The organism is Moorena sp. SIO3E8, from assembly GCF_010692445.1.
Lineage (GTDB): Bacteria > Cyanobacteriota > Cyanobacteriia > Cyanobacteriales > Coleofasciculaceae > Moorena > Moorena bouillonii.
Genome location: NZ_JAAHHM010000001.1, coordinates 1 through 16,730, shown reverse-complemented (window position 1 = coordinate 16,730; position 16,730 = coordinate 1). Strand labels below are relative to the sequence as shown.

11 protein-coding genes are annotated in these 16,730 nt (G+C 45.3%); 7 read left to right on the top strand and 4 right to left on the bottom strand.

Annotated elements, in window-relative coordinates; all coding sequences use genetic code 11:
- The first annotated feature begins 12 nt into the window (after positions 1-12).
- Both F6K46_RS00055 and F6K46_RS00050 read left to right on the top strand, forming a co-directional pair.
- The gene (locus tag F6K46_RS00055; protein WP_293051246.1) at positions 13-351 is read left to right on the top strand and encodes a hypothetical protein; all 339 of its coding nucleotides are present in this window, start codon (positions 13-15) and stop codon (positions 349-351) included.
- A 146-nt stretch (positions 352-497) separates the two neighbouring features.
- Entirely contained in the window at positions 498-674 is a 177-nt protein-coding gene (locus F6K46_RS00050; protein ID WP_293051249.1) for a hypothetical protein, read from the top strand.
- Between the two features lie 248 nt (positions 675-922).
- Here F6K46_RS00050 and F6K46_RS00045 read toward each other — a convergent pair whose 3' ends face one another.
- A complete protein-coding gene (locus F6K46_RS00045) occupies positions 923-1,393 on the bottom strand; it encodes a GNAT family N-acetyltransferase (RefSeq protein WP_293051252.1) in 471 nt (156 codons plus the stop codon).
- Between the two features lie 221 nt (positions 1,394-1,614).
- Between F6K46_RS00045 and F6K46_RS00040 the strand changes: the two genes are divergently transcribed.
- Positions 1,615-1,803 (top strand): CPXCG motif-containing cysteine-rich protein, encoded by a 189-nt coding sequence (locus F6K46_RS00040; RefSeq protein ID WP_070392182.1) that lies wholly within the window; start codon positions 1,615-1,617, stop codon positions 1,801-1,803.
- A gap of 139 nt (positions 1,804-1,942) precedes the next feature.
- Positions 1,943-4,756: a VIT domain-containing protein gene (locus F6K46_RS00035; RefSeq protein WP_293051254.1), complete on the top strand. Its 2,814-nt coding sequence runs from the start codon at positions 1,943-1,945 to the stop codon at positions 4,754-4,756.
- Here F6K46_RS00035 and F6K46_RS00030 read toward each other — a convergent pair.
- Positions 4,734-5,210: a retropepsin-like aspartic protease gene (locus F6K46_RS00030; protein ID WP_293051257.1), complete on the bottom strand. Its 477-nt coding sequence runs from the start codon at positions 5,208-5,210 to the stop codon at positions 4,734-4,736. The genes F6K46_RS00035 and F6K46_RS00030 overlap by 23 nt on opposite strands.
- An 841-nt stretch (positions 5,211-6,051) precedes the next feature.
- A complete protein-coding gene (locus F6K46_RS00025) occupies positions 6,052-7,908 on the bottom strand; it encodes a hypothetical protein (protein ID WP_293051260.1) in 1,857 nt (618 codons plus the stop codon).
- A gap of 684 nt (positions 7,909-8,592) precedes the next feature.
- On the opposite strand from F6K46_RS00025, the gene psaA reads away from it, so the two are divergent.
- The 3 genes from psaA (at position 8,593) to F6K46_RS00010 (ending at position 16,266) form a co-directional block, all read left to right on the top strand.
- Positions 8,593-10,815: a photosystem I core protein PsaA gene (gene psaA / locus F6K46_RS00020; RefSeq protein WP_293051263.1), complete on the top strand. Its 2,223-nt coding sequence runs from the start codon at positions 8,593-8,595 to the stop codon at positions 10,813-10,815.
- Positions 10,816-10,989: 174 nt separating this feature from the next.
- Entirely contained in the window at positions 10,990-13,206 is a 2,217-nt protein-coding gene (gene psaB / locus F6K46_RS00015; RefSeq protein WP_075898346.1) for a photosystem I core protein PsaB, read from the top strand.
- 630 nt (positions 13,207-13,836) lie between these two features.
- Entirely contained in the window at positions 13,837-16,266 is a 2,430-nt protein-coding gene (locus tag F6K46_RS00010) for a bifunctional serine/threonine-protein kinase/ABC transporter substrate-binding protein (RefSeq protein ID WP_293051267.1), read from the top strand.
- Between the two features lie 266 nt (positions 16,267-16,532).
- On the opposite strand, the gene F6K46_RS00005 is transcribed toward F6K46_RS00010, so the two are convergent.
- A partial coding sequence (locus F6K46_RS00005) for a hypothetical protein (RefSeq protein ID WP_293116676.1) occupies positions 16,533-16,730 on the bottom strand: 198 nt, incomplete at its 5' end.

The following is a 16,730-nucleotide window of genomic DNA, read 5'->3' as shown; positions in this document are numbered from 1 at the left end:
CGATTACGGACTATGTTAAAACATTCTGATGTTATAAAAACAATAAATGAGCTTCGCGGAATATATACTTTTATACCAGTTTTAAATAGCGATTATTTAATGATAAATACTTGGATTAAATTACAAAATTTACCAAGTTTTGGTGAAAATGATGTCGTTCTTCAAAAGTACTTTGAATTTGACGACAAACCTTACGATTTATCATCATCTGCCTGTAAAGGTGCCCTAGTATATAGATTGACAAAGAATAAATATTTCTTGATGTATTTAAACTTGAAAAATGTTGTATCCCAAATTGAAAATAAATTAAGAGATATTGGTGTGGAAGAGATCGTTATTGAAACATTCTGAGTAACTCAGAAGTTACGCAACTGGCACAGTGCGTACGCACTGAGTTATAGTACATTAGTACTATAACTCCGTCAAGTCTGTCATCAGCCCTTGTTCAGATTAGTAATAGTAATTAATGGTCGTAAAGTCGTTTTTTCCATGTCTTGATGCAAAGCGCGAGTGGGGGAAACCACGGCAGTTGCTCATGGGGGAAACCACGGCAGTTGCTCATGGGGGGAACCACGGCAGTCGCTCATGGGGGAAACCACGGCAGTCGCTCATGGGGGAAACCCCCGCAGGTCGGCGCTGCCTCCCCAAGACCGCGCTCCATCACTAATGTATAGACCTCTTGCAAAAGTCTTTCTTGATATAATTATAAATTTTGCAATTTTTGATTTAGCGTACGCTTAAGACTAACAAACTTGCTTTGTACTCTCTTTGTGTATAAGCCTAGTATACAATTCAGCTAATTTTTACCAAAAGTGCGATTGTAACTCAAAATATTTTTGCAAGAGGTCTATACTTGGCCTTGGCCTTTGGGCCACGCTACGCGAATGGCCACGCTACTTGAGGTGCCTTTAGCCTTAATCCTTCAGCCTTCATCCTTTGGTTGGTAGGTCATAATGGATAGAGGAATACGGAATAGTGTAGTTGCTAGTTTGGACAAGCCAAACTTAAATTTCAGGGATTTGGGTAAGTCTTGCCAGGATACCGATACAAAACCGAAACGGGTGTAAAATGGGGTCAGCCAACCCATGCATTCGAGATAAAGAGGCTGAGTTGCCTCTTTGATTAGATTTTCCATAAGATAACTCCCCAAGCCCTGATTGCGCCACTTAGGTGCCACAACCAAACTCCCCAATTCTTGGGCATCGGGAAAGTTGCGCAATTGTCCACAAGCCACCACACGCCCCTCAAATTCAATCACCCGAAACTGAGTCCAACGTAACTGGGTAGGCTCTAGTTTAGCAATCAGAATTAATTTAAGAATTGCCCAGGTATCCTTAGCACAGGCAGGGCGGAAAATGCATCCTAGTGGTAACGATCGAGATGGTTTAGTCATCAGCTGTTGTGAATTGAATTTTTGTTCATGGTTGACCATCAAGCGTCAAGCGTCAACCGTCAACCGTCAAACCTCAACAAACAACCAGTCAACAACAGACCAGTCAATAACAGACCCTCAGCATGTCAATTTATCAGTTACCAATTTCATAGGTTAGTTGTGATCTCCGTCAGCCCTGACCCAATACAATTATTGCTACACTCAAAGAAAATTCTGACTGAATGCAAGAGACTGCTCAATATTCCTGTGCCTATTGTGGTGAAACCAATTTGACCTTTGTAGATCTAAGCGCTGGTGAACAGCAATCCTATATCGAAGATTGTCAAGTCTGCTGTCATCCAAATATTTTGTATGTAAGGGTAGATCAAGAAACTCTCGATATTGAGATTGACAGCGATTATGATGGCTAACTAAAAGGCAGATTGACCCAAGTTCACTCTTGGTAAGGATTTATGATGAGATTTGTGGCTAGCATGGTGCGTCTACCAAGGACCTTGCTACTGATAGGGACAGTAGCGAAGCTCACCCATTTGCTCAATCTTAAGGTAAATGCCCATGCCCACTCATGCACTATTATGCTCCAAGCAGTTGCTAGGGGGACTATACGTTAACGAAGAGGAGGAACACTCGGTATTTCCTCTGAAACATACAGAGGTTTACGCCAAAATTACCGGTCACATGTCACGGGTACAGGTCACACAGACCTTTGACAATCCTTTCAGCGAACCCTTAGAAGCGGTCTATATCTTTCCACTACCGGATGAAGCAGCGGTGGATGAGATGGAGATTAAATTAAGCGATCGCATAATTGAGGGCAATATCAAAAAACGGGAAGACGCTCAAACTATCTACGAGGAAGCTTGCAGTCAGGGGCGGACTGCGGGACTCTTAGAGCAAGAACGGGATAATATTTTTACTCAATCTCTGGCTCACATTAAACCAGGGGAGCAAATTGAGGTCACCCTTCGCTATACCGATCAGCTACAGTTCCAGGGGGGTAATTATGAATTTGTCTTCCCAATGGTAGTTGGCCCCCGTTTCATACCTGGTACTCCCATTGATGAGAGTGGGGATACTGACTGCGTTCCCGATGCTTCCCGGATCAGTCCACCCTTGATTCCGCCAGACATGCGCTCAGGTCATGACATTGGAGTAACTATCGATATTGACGCTGGAGTAGCAATTACAGAGGTTTGTTCTACCTCCCATCAGATTAACATTGAACAACTCAACATTGAACAAAAGGGGCAAATCCTGCGGGTCAAACTGAGTCAGGAAGATACGATTCCCAACAAAGACCTGATTCTACGCTATGGGATTGCCAAGGAGTACACTCAGACAACAGTACTTACCCACGCAGATCAACGGGGCAATCATTTTGCTGTGTATCTTATCCCCGCGTTGGACTATAGCATCGATGAGATTGTGCCAAAGGATGTGGTGTTCTTAATCGATACCTCTGGTTCTCAAATGGGGGATCCTCTGCTAAAGTCTCAGGAATTGATGCGTCGGTTTATTAATGGACTCAATCCCAAGGATACCTTTACCATTATTGATATTTCAGATACTGCTACCCAGCTATCTACCAAACCCTTATCGAATACCCCCCAAAACTGTAGAAAGGCGATTAACTACATCAATCAATTAAAAGCCAACGGTGGTACCTATTTACTCAAAGGTATTCGTAACTTGCTGAATTTACCAGCTGCACCAGAGGGACGACTACGGAGTATTGTACTGCTAAGTGATGGCTACATTAGCAATGAGAATCAGGTACTAGCAGAAGTACAGCAACAGCTTAAACCTGGAAATCGCATCTATAGCTTTGGTGTCGGCAGTTCTCCGAACCGGTTTCTGCTGAATCGCTTAGCTGAAATTGGACGGGGAATAGCTAGAATCGTGCGTCAAGATGAACCAACTGAAGCAGTAGCGGAACAGTTTTTCCGTCAAATAAATAACCCAGTGCTAACCAATATTCACGTTACTTGGGAAGGCTCAGGGGAAGCAATAATTTATCCCAATCGCACTCCGGATCTATTTACCCAGCAGCCTTTGGTTATCTGTGGACGTATTTCTCCCATTCAAGAGTTCCAGGCAGAACAGTTGCAGGTTAGCAACTTGAAAACCCCTACTAGTGCTCTCAGAATTACGGCTACTAGGGCCGATGGTAGTTACTACGAGAAAAGATTTAACCTCAATTTCGATCAAGCCGACAATCCAGCCATTGCTCAGCTTTGGGGTAGAGCAAGGATTAAACACTTGATGCAGCAAATGTTGAGCTGTGAAACTAAAGCTGGGGTAGAGGCAGTGACGGAAACAGCGTTGAGTTATCAACTATTGTGCCAGTACACCGCTTTTGTTGCTGTCAGTGATCAGGTACCGGTTACAGGAGAAAGCCACCTCATATCGATGCAAGTACCAGTAACAATCCCAGAAGGAGTTAACTGGGAAGGCATGATCAAAAGTACTTTTGCTAGTGCAATTCAGGATAGACTCAGGCTACAAAAGTGGCGTTCAGGGTTGAGAGTGGGGGATAAGGGCAGCACCAGACAAGCAGAAATTGACATCAATTCCAAATTATTGCCTCATGACCAGGGGAAAAAGGGGACACCGAAGAACTCTAAGATCAACCGATCGTTACTGTTTTCCCTCTATCCCTTGTCTTCTCCCACGGCCTGGTCTTCTCCTATTCCAAGGTCTGTCCTACCAATAACTGAATATAGGAAATTAGGGGTTAAAACCAAAGCTTGGATTCAACAGTCAGAGTATAGGCAAAACAGGTACCACAAATCTAAGCTAACTAATGATAATGATAATTTATATGCTCCCGGTAAGGCATCAGAAATTATCCCTCAGGAGTATATTACTTCTAAGACACTTCAGGATAGAAAAAATCATAATGATAATCCCTATTATAGTCATCAGGAATCAAAAATTATCAATGAGGAGTATTTAGCCAATCAATCACCAGATAATTTGGAATTGAATAATTTTGAATTGACCTTGGTCTGTCCTAGATTGATTCAAAAGGTGAAGTCAGAGATATTAAGCTCAGCGGCAATCAGCCATCACAGGTTACAGTTGGTCAGAGTTAAGGGATTAGATGAAATAGGGACAACTTGTTTAACCCAACATCTGCAACGGTTGAACCTACCCCTAGGGGTAGCTGGTGAAATTGTCTTCGAGTTCCTAGTGCGTAGAGGTCGCGTGATCAGGGTGATGTGGGATGAAGCAGCCTCTACCCTGACGGAATCCCAAATGATTGATTTGATTAAGCGATCGCTTTCTTGTTGGCGAGTTCCCCAAACCTCTGTCAAGAGCGTGTGTTTAACCTTACGGATTACCGAAGGTGCAACTCAATGACATCTTGCTTAATCGTGAGATCATAATCTTGATAGAAATTGTGTCCTAGCAGTCCAATTGACAGGGATGGACTAACAGCAACTAGTAGGTTGTTAGCCACAATCCCTCCTGCGGCAGCGGAGGTCAAGCGACCCAGGGGTACATCAACTGTACCATTAGCTGTATCCATCGTGGCAGTTCCTTCTGGCTTCAATGCCAAAGCTTTTGCCATTTTTGGGGTAATTGTCACGACGGATGCTCCTGTATCAACCACCATTTCAAAGGTTCGTTTACCATTAAAAGTGACATCAATTACAGGAGTGTTATAGACTCGACGTTTGATCGGGATTGTAATCACTCCTGAACTGTTTTGCTTTGAAATGCCGCAAAGTTTGCCAAGGTCAATCAGATTGCCATTGGCATCCCGCATGAAACAGGGTAAATCGATTTGAGCTTTAGAAACAGCAGGAGTCACGGTGCTGGTTGTGATTACAAATAATGTTGTTAATAGTTGGATTGGTAAATAGGGTTTCACCTGATTTATCTACTCCAGTATTTTTGATTAGTACAAACTGTTAGTAAGTATTAAGGCTGAAGGCTGAATCGGTAATTAGGGTTTGCTGAAAAAGTCTTTTGGTAAGGGATTGAGTCAGGAGTCAGGAGTCAGGAGTTAGGAGAATTATATAGAAGGTAGTCCGAAGAATTCTCCCTTGATTTTTCTGCCCTTGTCTGCCCAAAATCCTAACTTTTTGAGCTTTTTGGACCGATTTGCTTGCACTTTTTTCGACCCAAAAAGGCGAAAACCTTTATCTGTCAATGCGCATGAGAGTTAATCAGCAAGCCCTAATTATCGCCTAATCCTAGATTACCCAGGGAAACTCTTAAACCAACACTACTTATAGATAGAGTTTATAGCTAATACCTAATAACTCAACTAGCAGATAGGGAATCGTTGTTGGCTCGTTATCGGGAAAAGTTTGGGGAGTTATACTGAGAGCTTGCACCAGTACAAAAAAAACTTAATAAAGGAAGTCATAACAATCGATTTCAGTACTGAAATTGATGCAGGAAGGGAACAGGGGAGCCAGCGCCAGCTGCACATTGAGCATCGGCCAGCAATCCCTAACCCAGTGGGGATTGCTGGCCGATGCTCAAACAGTTGATCGAACCATGGGCTAACTGCCTGTTCTCACTGTGCGATCGCATTCAAGTTTGACCACTCTCGCCATCCCTTGAGTTCGTGCTCAACCCGTTCTATGGGATTAACCTCCTGGCAGCCAGGTTGATCAAACCGCCGGATGATATAGTCAGTCTGATCATGAGCTCAGGTCCAATTCAGTGGGAGCCACTATCACTTGTTCCGATATCTCTTCGACCACATTAGTGGATTCAGACTCCCCGGTCTCTACTGCCGGTTGTTCCGATATCTCTTCGACCACATTAGTGGACTCAGACTCCCCGGTCTCTACTGGCGGTTCTTCCTGTATCTCCTCGACCACATTAGTGGACTCAGACTCCCCGGTCTCTACTACCGCTTCTTCCAATATCTCATCAACAACAGTAGTGGACTCAGATTCACTTGGTGCTACCGCCGGTTGTTCAGAACTATCTTCGACCACAGTAGTGGATTCAGACTCCCCGGTCTCTACTACCGCTTCTTCCGATATCTCATCAACAACAGTAGTGGACTCAGATTCACTTGGTGCTACCACAGCTTCCTCTGATGTAATGTCCAGTTCTTCTAGCACTTCAGGTGAGGGGCTAGGGGTGACAGGAGAACGTCCGAAGAAACTGCCAAAGCGACTCCAAATGTTTAATTTTGGCTTTTCTGACGGTTCAGCTAGAGGGCTTACTGATTGAGCTGCAGTAGTTGCTTCCTCAACTGGTGCTGGGGTTTCACTAGCAGGAACCAGCTCTTCTGTTTCCAAAGTTGTTTCCAGCTCAGGTAGGTTGGGCTCAACCTCAGGGGTTGCTTCCTCCAGAATTATTGGCAGTTCACTGGGTGTTACAGATTCCTCTAGTTCTGGTATTTGCTCTGTTTCAGTAGGGGCTAATTCTCCTGGTGATGTAGTGTCTTCTTCTGTAGTTTCTTGTTCTAGGGAAGTCGGTTCAGAGGTGAGAGGTTCTTCAACTATAGGAACAACCGACGGTATTGGTGTTGGCTCTACTGTAGGCGAAGTAGTCAGTGATGGACTCGGAGCTGGTGTCTCTTCTGGTACAGGTATTGGGGTTGGCGGTGGCTGATAGTTGGGGTCTACAATACCACCAGCTTCCTCAGCCGAGAGTTGACCCAGTACTAGCTGGGAAAGGGTGTCTTCACCATTAGGCTGGTAGTTAATCACCTGTACTGTGTTGTTGAAAACATTCTTGACTGGGTTGCCCTGTTCATCGAGAAACTCTAACTCTACCCAGTTTTTGCCCTCTTTAAACCCTGTCAGATAAATCGATTCCCAACGGTCGAGTAGGAAACTTTTACCGTTCACAGTAACCCGAATATGCCAATCAACACTATCATCATCGAGATTGTCTTGATCCACTAGCTGGACAGGGGTATTACTCAAGGGCGTATTCGTCAAATAGAAGTCCAGTAGAATCGGCTCTGCTCCGTAGTCGCCTTTTGGAACGCTGTAAGTTAGCAGTGGCAGGGCTGGATCTGGGTTGTTGTCGTCAGTTTTAGTAAAGATATGAAATGTGGTCTGGGCATAGGCACCTTTATTTTTAAAGCTCTCATCCCAGGGGCGAGAGGCAAATGCCCGCAAGGTATGGGTGCCAGGGGATAAATCCTCTAGGATTAGAGGTTGGTCTAGGTCATAGATGGCTTGGAAAGGTTGGTTGTCCAGGATGACGTTCAGATGAGGACCTATACCTAGATCGGGATCTTGGAAAATTGGCAAGTCCTGAACCTGAAATTTCACTGATACTGTTGTATCTTCGAGCACCATGTCATCACTAGGTCTGACAATGATGACTTGAGGCTGGTAAGCCTCTAGGCTCTCACTAAGCTCTTGAATAGCTAGGGGTGGCCCTACTTCTGATAACTGATTAACTTGGTTGGTTTGGGAGCTGGCATCAATGCCAAAGCGCTTCGATGTCTTGATGCGATCGCTTCCACAGGCCACCAGACCCCAAACTAAAATCGTTGTGATTAGGAAGAAAAAAAGTCTTTTCACCATGATTATCTGGCTGTTCCTACCCAACAAGCCATCTCCTTTGATCACCAGCCTTTAATCTTAACTTACAGGTTGACCTCTAGTCTTGCTGCTTGTCTAATGGTGTTGGTCTATGAGGGTTGGGGTTGCCTATTGGCAGGATGATCAAGTCTGTTCTCACTTTTGCCCTCTTGGTTTCCGTTCCCTTGGTTAGGGGATCTACCCGGGGTCGCACCCCTGTTTCAAGTCTTCCGCTTTTTTATAAATATTCCGCTTCTGTATTAACCATATCCCTAGACGTTTAACCTTTGAGGGTCCTCTTTATAGATTGAGGACACTTTTTTTTAAAATATTTAGCATTTCTTTACGTTTTGTAACATTTTGAAGAAATTATCATTGATTTTTCCTATAGTTACTTTTGATTTGTTGTGATGGCGGCTTAGACACAAACAGTGGTATACCTATTGATACTGCTAATTGAAAATAGTTAACGATTATCCAAAAAATTGTTAACTATTTTTAACTGAATTCAAAAAGCGCCTGAAGCAAGACCTATTATCTTCTAAGGGAGGTATCCGTTTTGACGTAAATTCAGAACAGGTCCTTGCTTCCGTTAGAAAGCAGTGATTAGAAAAGTGCTTTCTTATCCATAAAAATAAAACTCCCCTAGGGGTATTAGTCGTTCCTTGTCTAGAGAGGAGATTCCTCATGCCACTCGAGGTCGATAACGACCCGGTACCAGCTTCCTTTGAGAAGTGGGGTAAGCCAGGTCATTTTGATCGAACCCTAGCGAGAGGTCCCAAAACCACCACTTGGATTTGGAACCTTCACGCTAACGCTCATGATTTCGATAGTCATACCAGTGACTTAGAAGACGTTTCTCGCAAAATTTTTAGTGCACACTTCGGTCACCTAGCCGTTGTCTTTGTGTGGTTGAGCGGCATGTACTTCCATGGTGCTCGTTTTTCCAACTACGAAGCATGGCTGAGTGATCCCACTACTATTAAGCCCAGTGCTCAAGTGGTTTGGCCTGTGGTTGGTCAAGGCATTTTGAATGGCGATGTTGGTGGGGGCTTCCACGGCATCCAAATCACCTCTGGTTTCTTCCAGCTGTGGCGTGCTTCCGGTATCACCAATAGCTACCAACTGTACGTAACAGCTATTGGTGGTCTGGTAATGGCAGCCCTGATGCTATTTGCTGGCTGGTTCCACTACCACAAGAAAGCTCCGAAACTGTCATGGTTCCAGAGCGTGGAGTCGATGATGAACCACCACTTAGCTGTGCTGCTGGGCTGCGGCTGCCTGGGTTGGGCAGGTCACCAGATCCATGTGTCTTTGCCCATCAACAAGCTCTTGGATTCTGGGGTGGCTCCTAGTGAGATTCCACTGCCCCATGAGTTCATATTAGATAAGAGCTTGATGGTAGATCTTTATCCCAGTTTTGCTAAGGGCATAACCCCCTTCTTCACCCTGAACTGGGGTGTCTACTCTGACTTCCTCACCTTCCATGGTGGTCTGAATCCGGTAACCGGTGGATTGTGGTTGTCAGATACCGCTCACCATCACTTAGCTCTAGCAGTCCTGTTCATCATTGCTGGCCACATGTACCGTAATACCTACGGTGTTGGTCAAAGCATGAAGGAAATTCTAGAAGCTCACAAGGGTCCGTTCACTGGCGAAGGACACAAAGGTCTTTATGAAATCCTGACTACGTCTTGGCATGCCCAGCTAGCGATTAACCTAGCTATGGTAGGCTCCCTGAGCATCATTGTTGCTCATCATATGTACGCGATGCCTCCGTATCCGTACATCGCAACAGACTATGGTACTCAGCTGTCCCTATTTACCCACCATATGTGGATTGGTGCCTTCTGTATTGTTGGAGGTGCAGCCCATGGTGCTATTTTCATGGTGCGGGACTATGACCCAGCCAAGAATGTGAACAACCTATTAGACAGGGCGATCCGTCACCGGGATGCAATTATTTCTCACCTGAACTGGGTGTGTATCTGGTTGGGTTTCCATTCTTTTGGTCTTTACATTCACAACGACACGATGCGGGCTTTGGGTCGTCCTCAGGATATGTTCTCTGATACGGCGATTCAGCTACAGCCAATCTTTGCCCAGTGGATTCAAAACATCCACAACCTAGCGCCGGGAGGAACTGCTCCCAATGCTTTGGAAACCGTTAGCTATGCCTTTGGCGGAGGCATGGTAGAAGTAGGCGGTAAAGTGGCAATGATGCCGATTGAGCTGGGTACTGCGGACTTTATGGTCCACCATATCCATGCGTTCACCATCCATGTCACTGTACTAATTCTGCTCAAAGGGGTACTGTTTGCCCGTTCGTCACGTCTGATCCCCGATAAAGCTAACTTAGGCTTCCGCTTCCCCTGCGATGGTCCAGGTCGTGGCGGTACCTGCCAGGTATCCGGTTGGGATCATGTGTTCCTAGGCTTGTTCTGGATGTATAACTGCATCTCTGTGGTTATTTTCCACTTCAGCTGGAAGATGCAATCTGATGTCTGGGGAACAGTATTCCCGGATGGAAGTGTGTCTCACATTGCCAATGGCAACTTTGCCCAAAGTGCGATCACCATCAATGGCTGGTTACGGGACTTTTTGTGGGCACAAGCCTCAAATGTAATCACATCTTACGGCTCAGCTCTGTCGGCATACGGCATAATGTTCCTAGCTGGTCACTTCGTCTTTGCCTTTAGCCTGATGTTCCTATTTAGTGGTCGTGGGTACTGGCAAGAACTGATCGAATCCATCGTTTGGGCTCATAATAAATTGAAAGTAGCCCCATCGATTCAGCCTCGTGCTCTGAGCATCACTCAGGGTCGGGCTGTGGGGGTAGCTCACTACCTCCTGGGAGGAATCGTCGTTACCTGGTCATTCTTCCTGGCACGAATGCTGTCAGTGGGATAACCGCTGACCAGGAATCGATGCCAAACCTTGAGTGGGATACCATAACCTGTGTCTCGCCTGTCGATACCCTAAGCAACCTGGAACTTCGGTTCCAGGGAGTTAATTAAGAAAAAACAATGAGCAGCATGATTGCATAAGTCTCATAGGTCAGCGAGGAGAATTTCCTTAAAGCATATGGCAACAAAATTTCCAAAATTTAGCCAGGACCTCGCTCAAGATCCGACAACACGTCGAATCTGGTACGGGATTGCCACAGCCCATGACTTTGAAAGCCATGATGGCATGACCGAGGAGAATCTATATCAAAAGATTTTTGCTTCTCACTTCGGCCATCTTGCAATCATTTTCTTGTGGACTTCTGGCACCCTGTTCCACGTCGCCTGGCAAGGTAACTTTGAAGAGTGGATTAAAGATCCTGAAACTATTAAGCCCATCGCCCACGCGATTTGGGATCCCCAATTTGGCTCAGGGGCAATTGATGCCTTCACCCAAGCTGGTGCTTCTAGCCCCGTAAACATCGCCTATTCCGGTGTTTACCACTGGTTTTACACCATTGGTATGAGAACCAATAACCAACTGCATGGTGGTGCCATGTTCTTGTTATTGTTGTCATCCCTATTACTGTTTGCAGGTTGGTTGCACTTACAGCCTAAATTCCGCCCCAGCTTGAGCTGGTTCAAGAATGCAGAGTCTAGGCTGAATCACCACTTGGGAGGTTTGTTTGGTGTTAGCTCCTTAGCTTGGGCAGGTCACTTGATTCACGTGGCTATCCCCGCATCTCGCGGACAGCACGTTGGTTGGGATAACTTCCTGAGTGTCAAACCCCATGCAGCTGGATTAGGACCTTTCTTTACCGGGAATTGGGGAGTCTATGCCCAGAACCCAGATACCGCTGGACACATCTTTGGTACCTCTGACGGTGCAGGGACAGCGATTCTGACTTTCTTGGGTGGCTTCCATCCCCAGACTGAGTCCTTGTGGCTGACCGATATGGCTCATCACCACTTGGCGATCGCAGTGATCTTCATCATTGCTGGTCATATGTACCGCACCAACTGGGGTATTGGTCACAGCATCAAGGAGATTCATAGTGCCCACAATCCCCCAGCAGGTACTCCCTTTGGGGGCCTCTTAGGTGAGGGTCACAAGGGTCTATATGACACCATCAACAACTCTCTCCACTTCCAGTTGGGCTTAGCCCTGGCTTGTTTGGGTGTGGTCTGTTCCTTGGTAGCCCAACACATGTATGCGATGCCGCCCTATGCTTTCATAGCAAAGGATCACACCACCATGGCAGCACTGTATACTCACCATCAGTACATTGCTGGTTTCTTGATGGTTGGAGCCTTCGCTCATGGTGCTATCTTCTTTGTGCGGGATTATGACCCAGAGGCTAATAAGAATAATGTGTTAGCCCGGATGCTGGAACACAAAGAAGCTCTGATTTCTCACCTGAGTTGGGTAACTCTGTTCTTAGGTTTCCACACCTTAGGACTCTATGTCCACAACGACGTCGTGGTTGCTTTCGGCACCCCCGAGAAGCAAATCCTGGTTGAGCCAGTATTTGCTCAGTTCATCCAAGCGACTCATGGTAAACTGCTATACGGCTTTGACACCCTGCTGTCTAATCCCGATAGCATAGCTTCTGGCACTGGTGCAGCTTACCTTCCTGGCTGGCTAGATGCCATCAACAGCGGAGCTAACTCCCTGTTCCTGACCATAGGTCCTGGCGATTTCTTGGTACACCATGCGATCGCTCTAGGTTTGCACACCACCACCCTGATTCTAGTCAAGGGTGCCCTGGATGCCCGTGGTTCCAAGCTAATGCCCGACAAGAAGGACTTCGGTTATGCCTTCCCTTGTGATGGTCCTGGTCGTGGCGGTACTTGCGACATCTCTGCTTGGGATGCCTTCTACCTCGCCATGTTCTGGATGCTGAACACCTTAGGCTGGTTGACCTTCTACTGGCACTGGAAGCATCTGTGCGTCTGGCAAAATAACGTGGCTCAGTTCAATGAGAACTCTACTTATCTCATGGGCTGGTTCCGGGATTACCTGTGGGCTAACTCTGCTCCGTTGATCAATGGTTACAGCCCGTTTGGAACCAACAACCTGTCTGTCTGGGCTTGGATGTTCCTCTTCGCACACCTAGTTTGGGCAACTGGTTTCATGTTCCTGATCTCGTGGCGTGGTTACTGGCAAGAGCTAATCGAAACTTTGGTCTGGGCACACGAGCGTACTCCTCTGGCTAACTTGGTTAGCTGGAAGGATAAGCCTGTTGCGCTGTCCATCGTTCAAGCTCGTCTGGTTGGTTTAACCCACTTCACGGTTGGTTATATACTTACCTACGCCGCATTCTTGATTGCCTCGACAGCTGGTGCATTTGGCTAATGGTTGCTGAAACTAGCTTTTTAGGTATTTAAATTGTAGGTAATTAATTTAAATCTCCTGCCTTCCGGTGGGGGATTTTTTGTTGTTTACCAAAAGCGGTTGACCGTAGGTCACGCTACGGGAACGGAGATTACGAACAGGTAAACAACCGCTGAAACCTTGATTATTTCGTCAGTTTTACGTCTACTGAATAGAATTCCATGGCTTGGCAGCCGCAAAACTATAGCGCTATATCACACGCCAGTGATTATCAGGGAAAATAGTATTGACAAAAAATCTAAAATGTGGTATTGAAAAGAAAACTAGTGAATCATGTAAATGAACAACTATCTCGCTTAGTTACTGATTCCCCCAGAATCAGGTAACTCTGCTCTACTTCAATCCTGCCATGCCATGTCGATAGTAGTACTGATTACTGAGGGGGTCAGGTCGTCAGGGGGTCGCTGCTACTGTTCATCAATTACAAAAGATTGCCAGATAGATAAATAGTGTAAAACTTCTGTAATTCTCTGATCCATAGTTCGGTGATCCGAAGTTCCCTATTGGCTAAAACCTTGATTCTTGGTTTGAGCTGGATAAGTTCTATTAAGTTATATCAGGATTCACACCTTTTGAACCTTAAAAACTTTTATGAAAGACCTCAAGCCAAATGATTTACTTGATCGGCGTTATCGAGTAATTGATACCTTAGCCCAAGGTGGATTTGGAAAAACTTACATTGCCGAAGATACTCGCCGACCCACTAATCCCCAGTGTGTTATCAAACAACTGAAGCCACCTAGCAACCATCCCAAATCCTTGGAAAATGCCAGACGTTTGTTCCGAACTGAAGCCGAAACTCTAGAGAGACTGGGGAAGAATGACCAAATTCCGATGCTTTTAGCTTACTTTGAGGAAGATGAAGAGTTTTACCTGGTTCAAGAGTTTATTGAAGGAAACACCCTCAGCAGTGAAATCAAACCTGGTCAAAGCTGGTCTGAAAGCCAAGTTCGTCAAATGCTTCAGGAAGTCTTGAGAGCTCTCAGCTTTATCCACCAAAATCGAGTTATCCATCGTGATATCAAGCCCGATAATATCATCCGACGACATCGGGACAATAAGCTGGTTTTAGTTGACTTCGGCACAGTCAAGCAAATTCGCGGACCCAACCATCAAGTCAGTGGCACAATCGCTGTTGGAACCCCTGGTTATATGTCCACAGAACAAGGTAGAGGTAATCCTCGTGCCAACAGTGATATTTATGGTCTTGGCATGATTGCTATCCAGGCAGTAACTGGCTTAACGATTAATCAAATTCAAGAAGACCCTAATACTGGAGAAGTGATTTGGGAACCTTGGGCAAAGATCAGCGATCACTTAAAGTGGATTCTCTCTAAGATGGTGCGCTACCATTTTAGGGAACGTTACCAGTCTGCCATAGAGGTTCTACAGGCTCTTGAGTCATACCCACAAGTCTCATTACCACAACAGCAATCAGTACAACAGCCGACAATAATACAACCGACACTAGTTCCGCAACAGTACTCTCCAGTCCCCTCAACAGCCATTCCATCGATACCACAGTCTGGGCAACCTCAACCCACAGAGATTTCATTACCACCATCTCAACTTTCGGCAACAGCAGCATCATCGGCGCAACCGTTTGCTGGGTCTCAGTCTTCAGGAGTTGGATCTCAAAACCTTCGTCGGTTCTTGCTTCCCATCGGTGTCGCCACTACTGTTATTGGCATCCTTATCTATTTAATCTGGTTATTTTTATTTAATAAAACTCCGCAGCCTGATATTCAAGCTCGAATTAGCCTTGGGGAAAAGCCCCTAGTTAAAACAGAAGAGGTAGGCACTCTAAATCCCCAATTCCAAGCTACCAAACAACAGGGTATGCAAGCCATGGCTGCTGGTGATTATGACAAAGCCGTGAGTGACTTTGAAGTAGCAATTCGGAAATACCCCAACGCTCCTGAAACTCTAATTTATCTCAATAATGCTCGCATTGGTAATCAGAAATCCTATACTATTGCTGTCGCTGGACCGATTGCTACTGACCCCGATGGTACATTAGCAATTTTGCGTGGCGTTGCTCAAGCTCAAGATGAAATCAATCAAACTGGGGGAATTAATGGCGTACCCCTCAAAGTAGTGATTACGAGTGATGATCAAAATCCCGATACTGCTAAAAAAATTGCGTCAGCATTGGTCAACAATCGGGAAATATTAGGTGTAATTGGTCATTCCGCTAGCAGTGTAACCTTAGCCGCAGGAGAAGTATATAATTCCGGTAAACTAGCAGCTATCTCTGCTGTTAGTACTTCCGTAAAGTTGTCAAACTTTAGCCCCTATGTGTTTCGCTCAGTGCCAAATGATGCGTTTTCAGCCAGAGCCTTAGCTAACTACATGCTTACCCAGTTGAAAAAGCAGAATGCAGCGGTTTTCTATAATTCTAAGAGTGACTACAGCAAGTCTCTCAGAACTGAATTTGTCACAGCGGTTTCCCTAGGAGGAGGACAAGTTGTTGATGAGATTGACATCTCCAATCCAGATTTTAATCCTGCTACACCTGTACAACAAGCGATTGAGCGGGGAGCACAGGTGCTATTTTTAGCTCCTAACCCAGCAGTTATAGATCAAGCTTTGGAGGTTGTTAAGGTCAATGGTAAACGTCTAAGTTTGTTGGGAGGAGATGTAATGTATTCTCCCAAAACTTTAGAGAAAGGTGCAGAAAACGCTGTTGAAATGGTGGTAGCTGTTTTTTGGGATATTGATAGCAACCCTCAGTCAGACTTTGTCCGTAAATCCAAAGCCCTTTGGAATGCCGAGGTTAACTGGCGCACAGCCATGGCTTACGATGGAACCCAAGCTTTGATAGAAGCCCTGAAACGTAATCCTACTCGTGCTGGTGTTCAAGAAGCCCTCTCAGCCTCAGATTTTGTAGCGCCTGGAGTATCTGGTTCAATTCGGTTTTTGCGTTCAGGCGATCGCAATGGCTCAGTCCAACTGGTAAAAATTCTTCCCAAGCAGAACACTTCCAGCGGTTACGATTTCCTGCCAATACCCTCTAATTAGTTTTAGGAGTTTTAGTTAGCTAATAGCTTACTATTATTGTAGTATAACTGTGTAATATTTGTAGAATACTTGTTGACTTGAACAAATTAGACCGATTTCAACTGGAGTTTAGACTCAACTCCAGTTAGTATAAACTCCATAATAATGAAGCTTGTAATAAACTTTATTCGTTAACAAAATGACTTGTATTACCATTGCATTTCTGACTATTGGTTTCAGACATCCTCTTAGGGAATATTTAGCGATGATAAATCAACACTTATCAATCAATGTTGAAACACCAAATCCCCTGCTTCAACCCGGAGATTACCTGTTTTCCAACCTAGAGAAATCGGTACATTCCCATTAACGGGTTTGTACAGGTCAATGTGTTTTGACCAGTCATGGTCTTTACCATTTCGCGTCAGACTTGGCAAGTCATTTTTAGGATTGTGGGTCAGTTCAAGACTCTCACCAGTGCTACC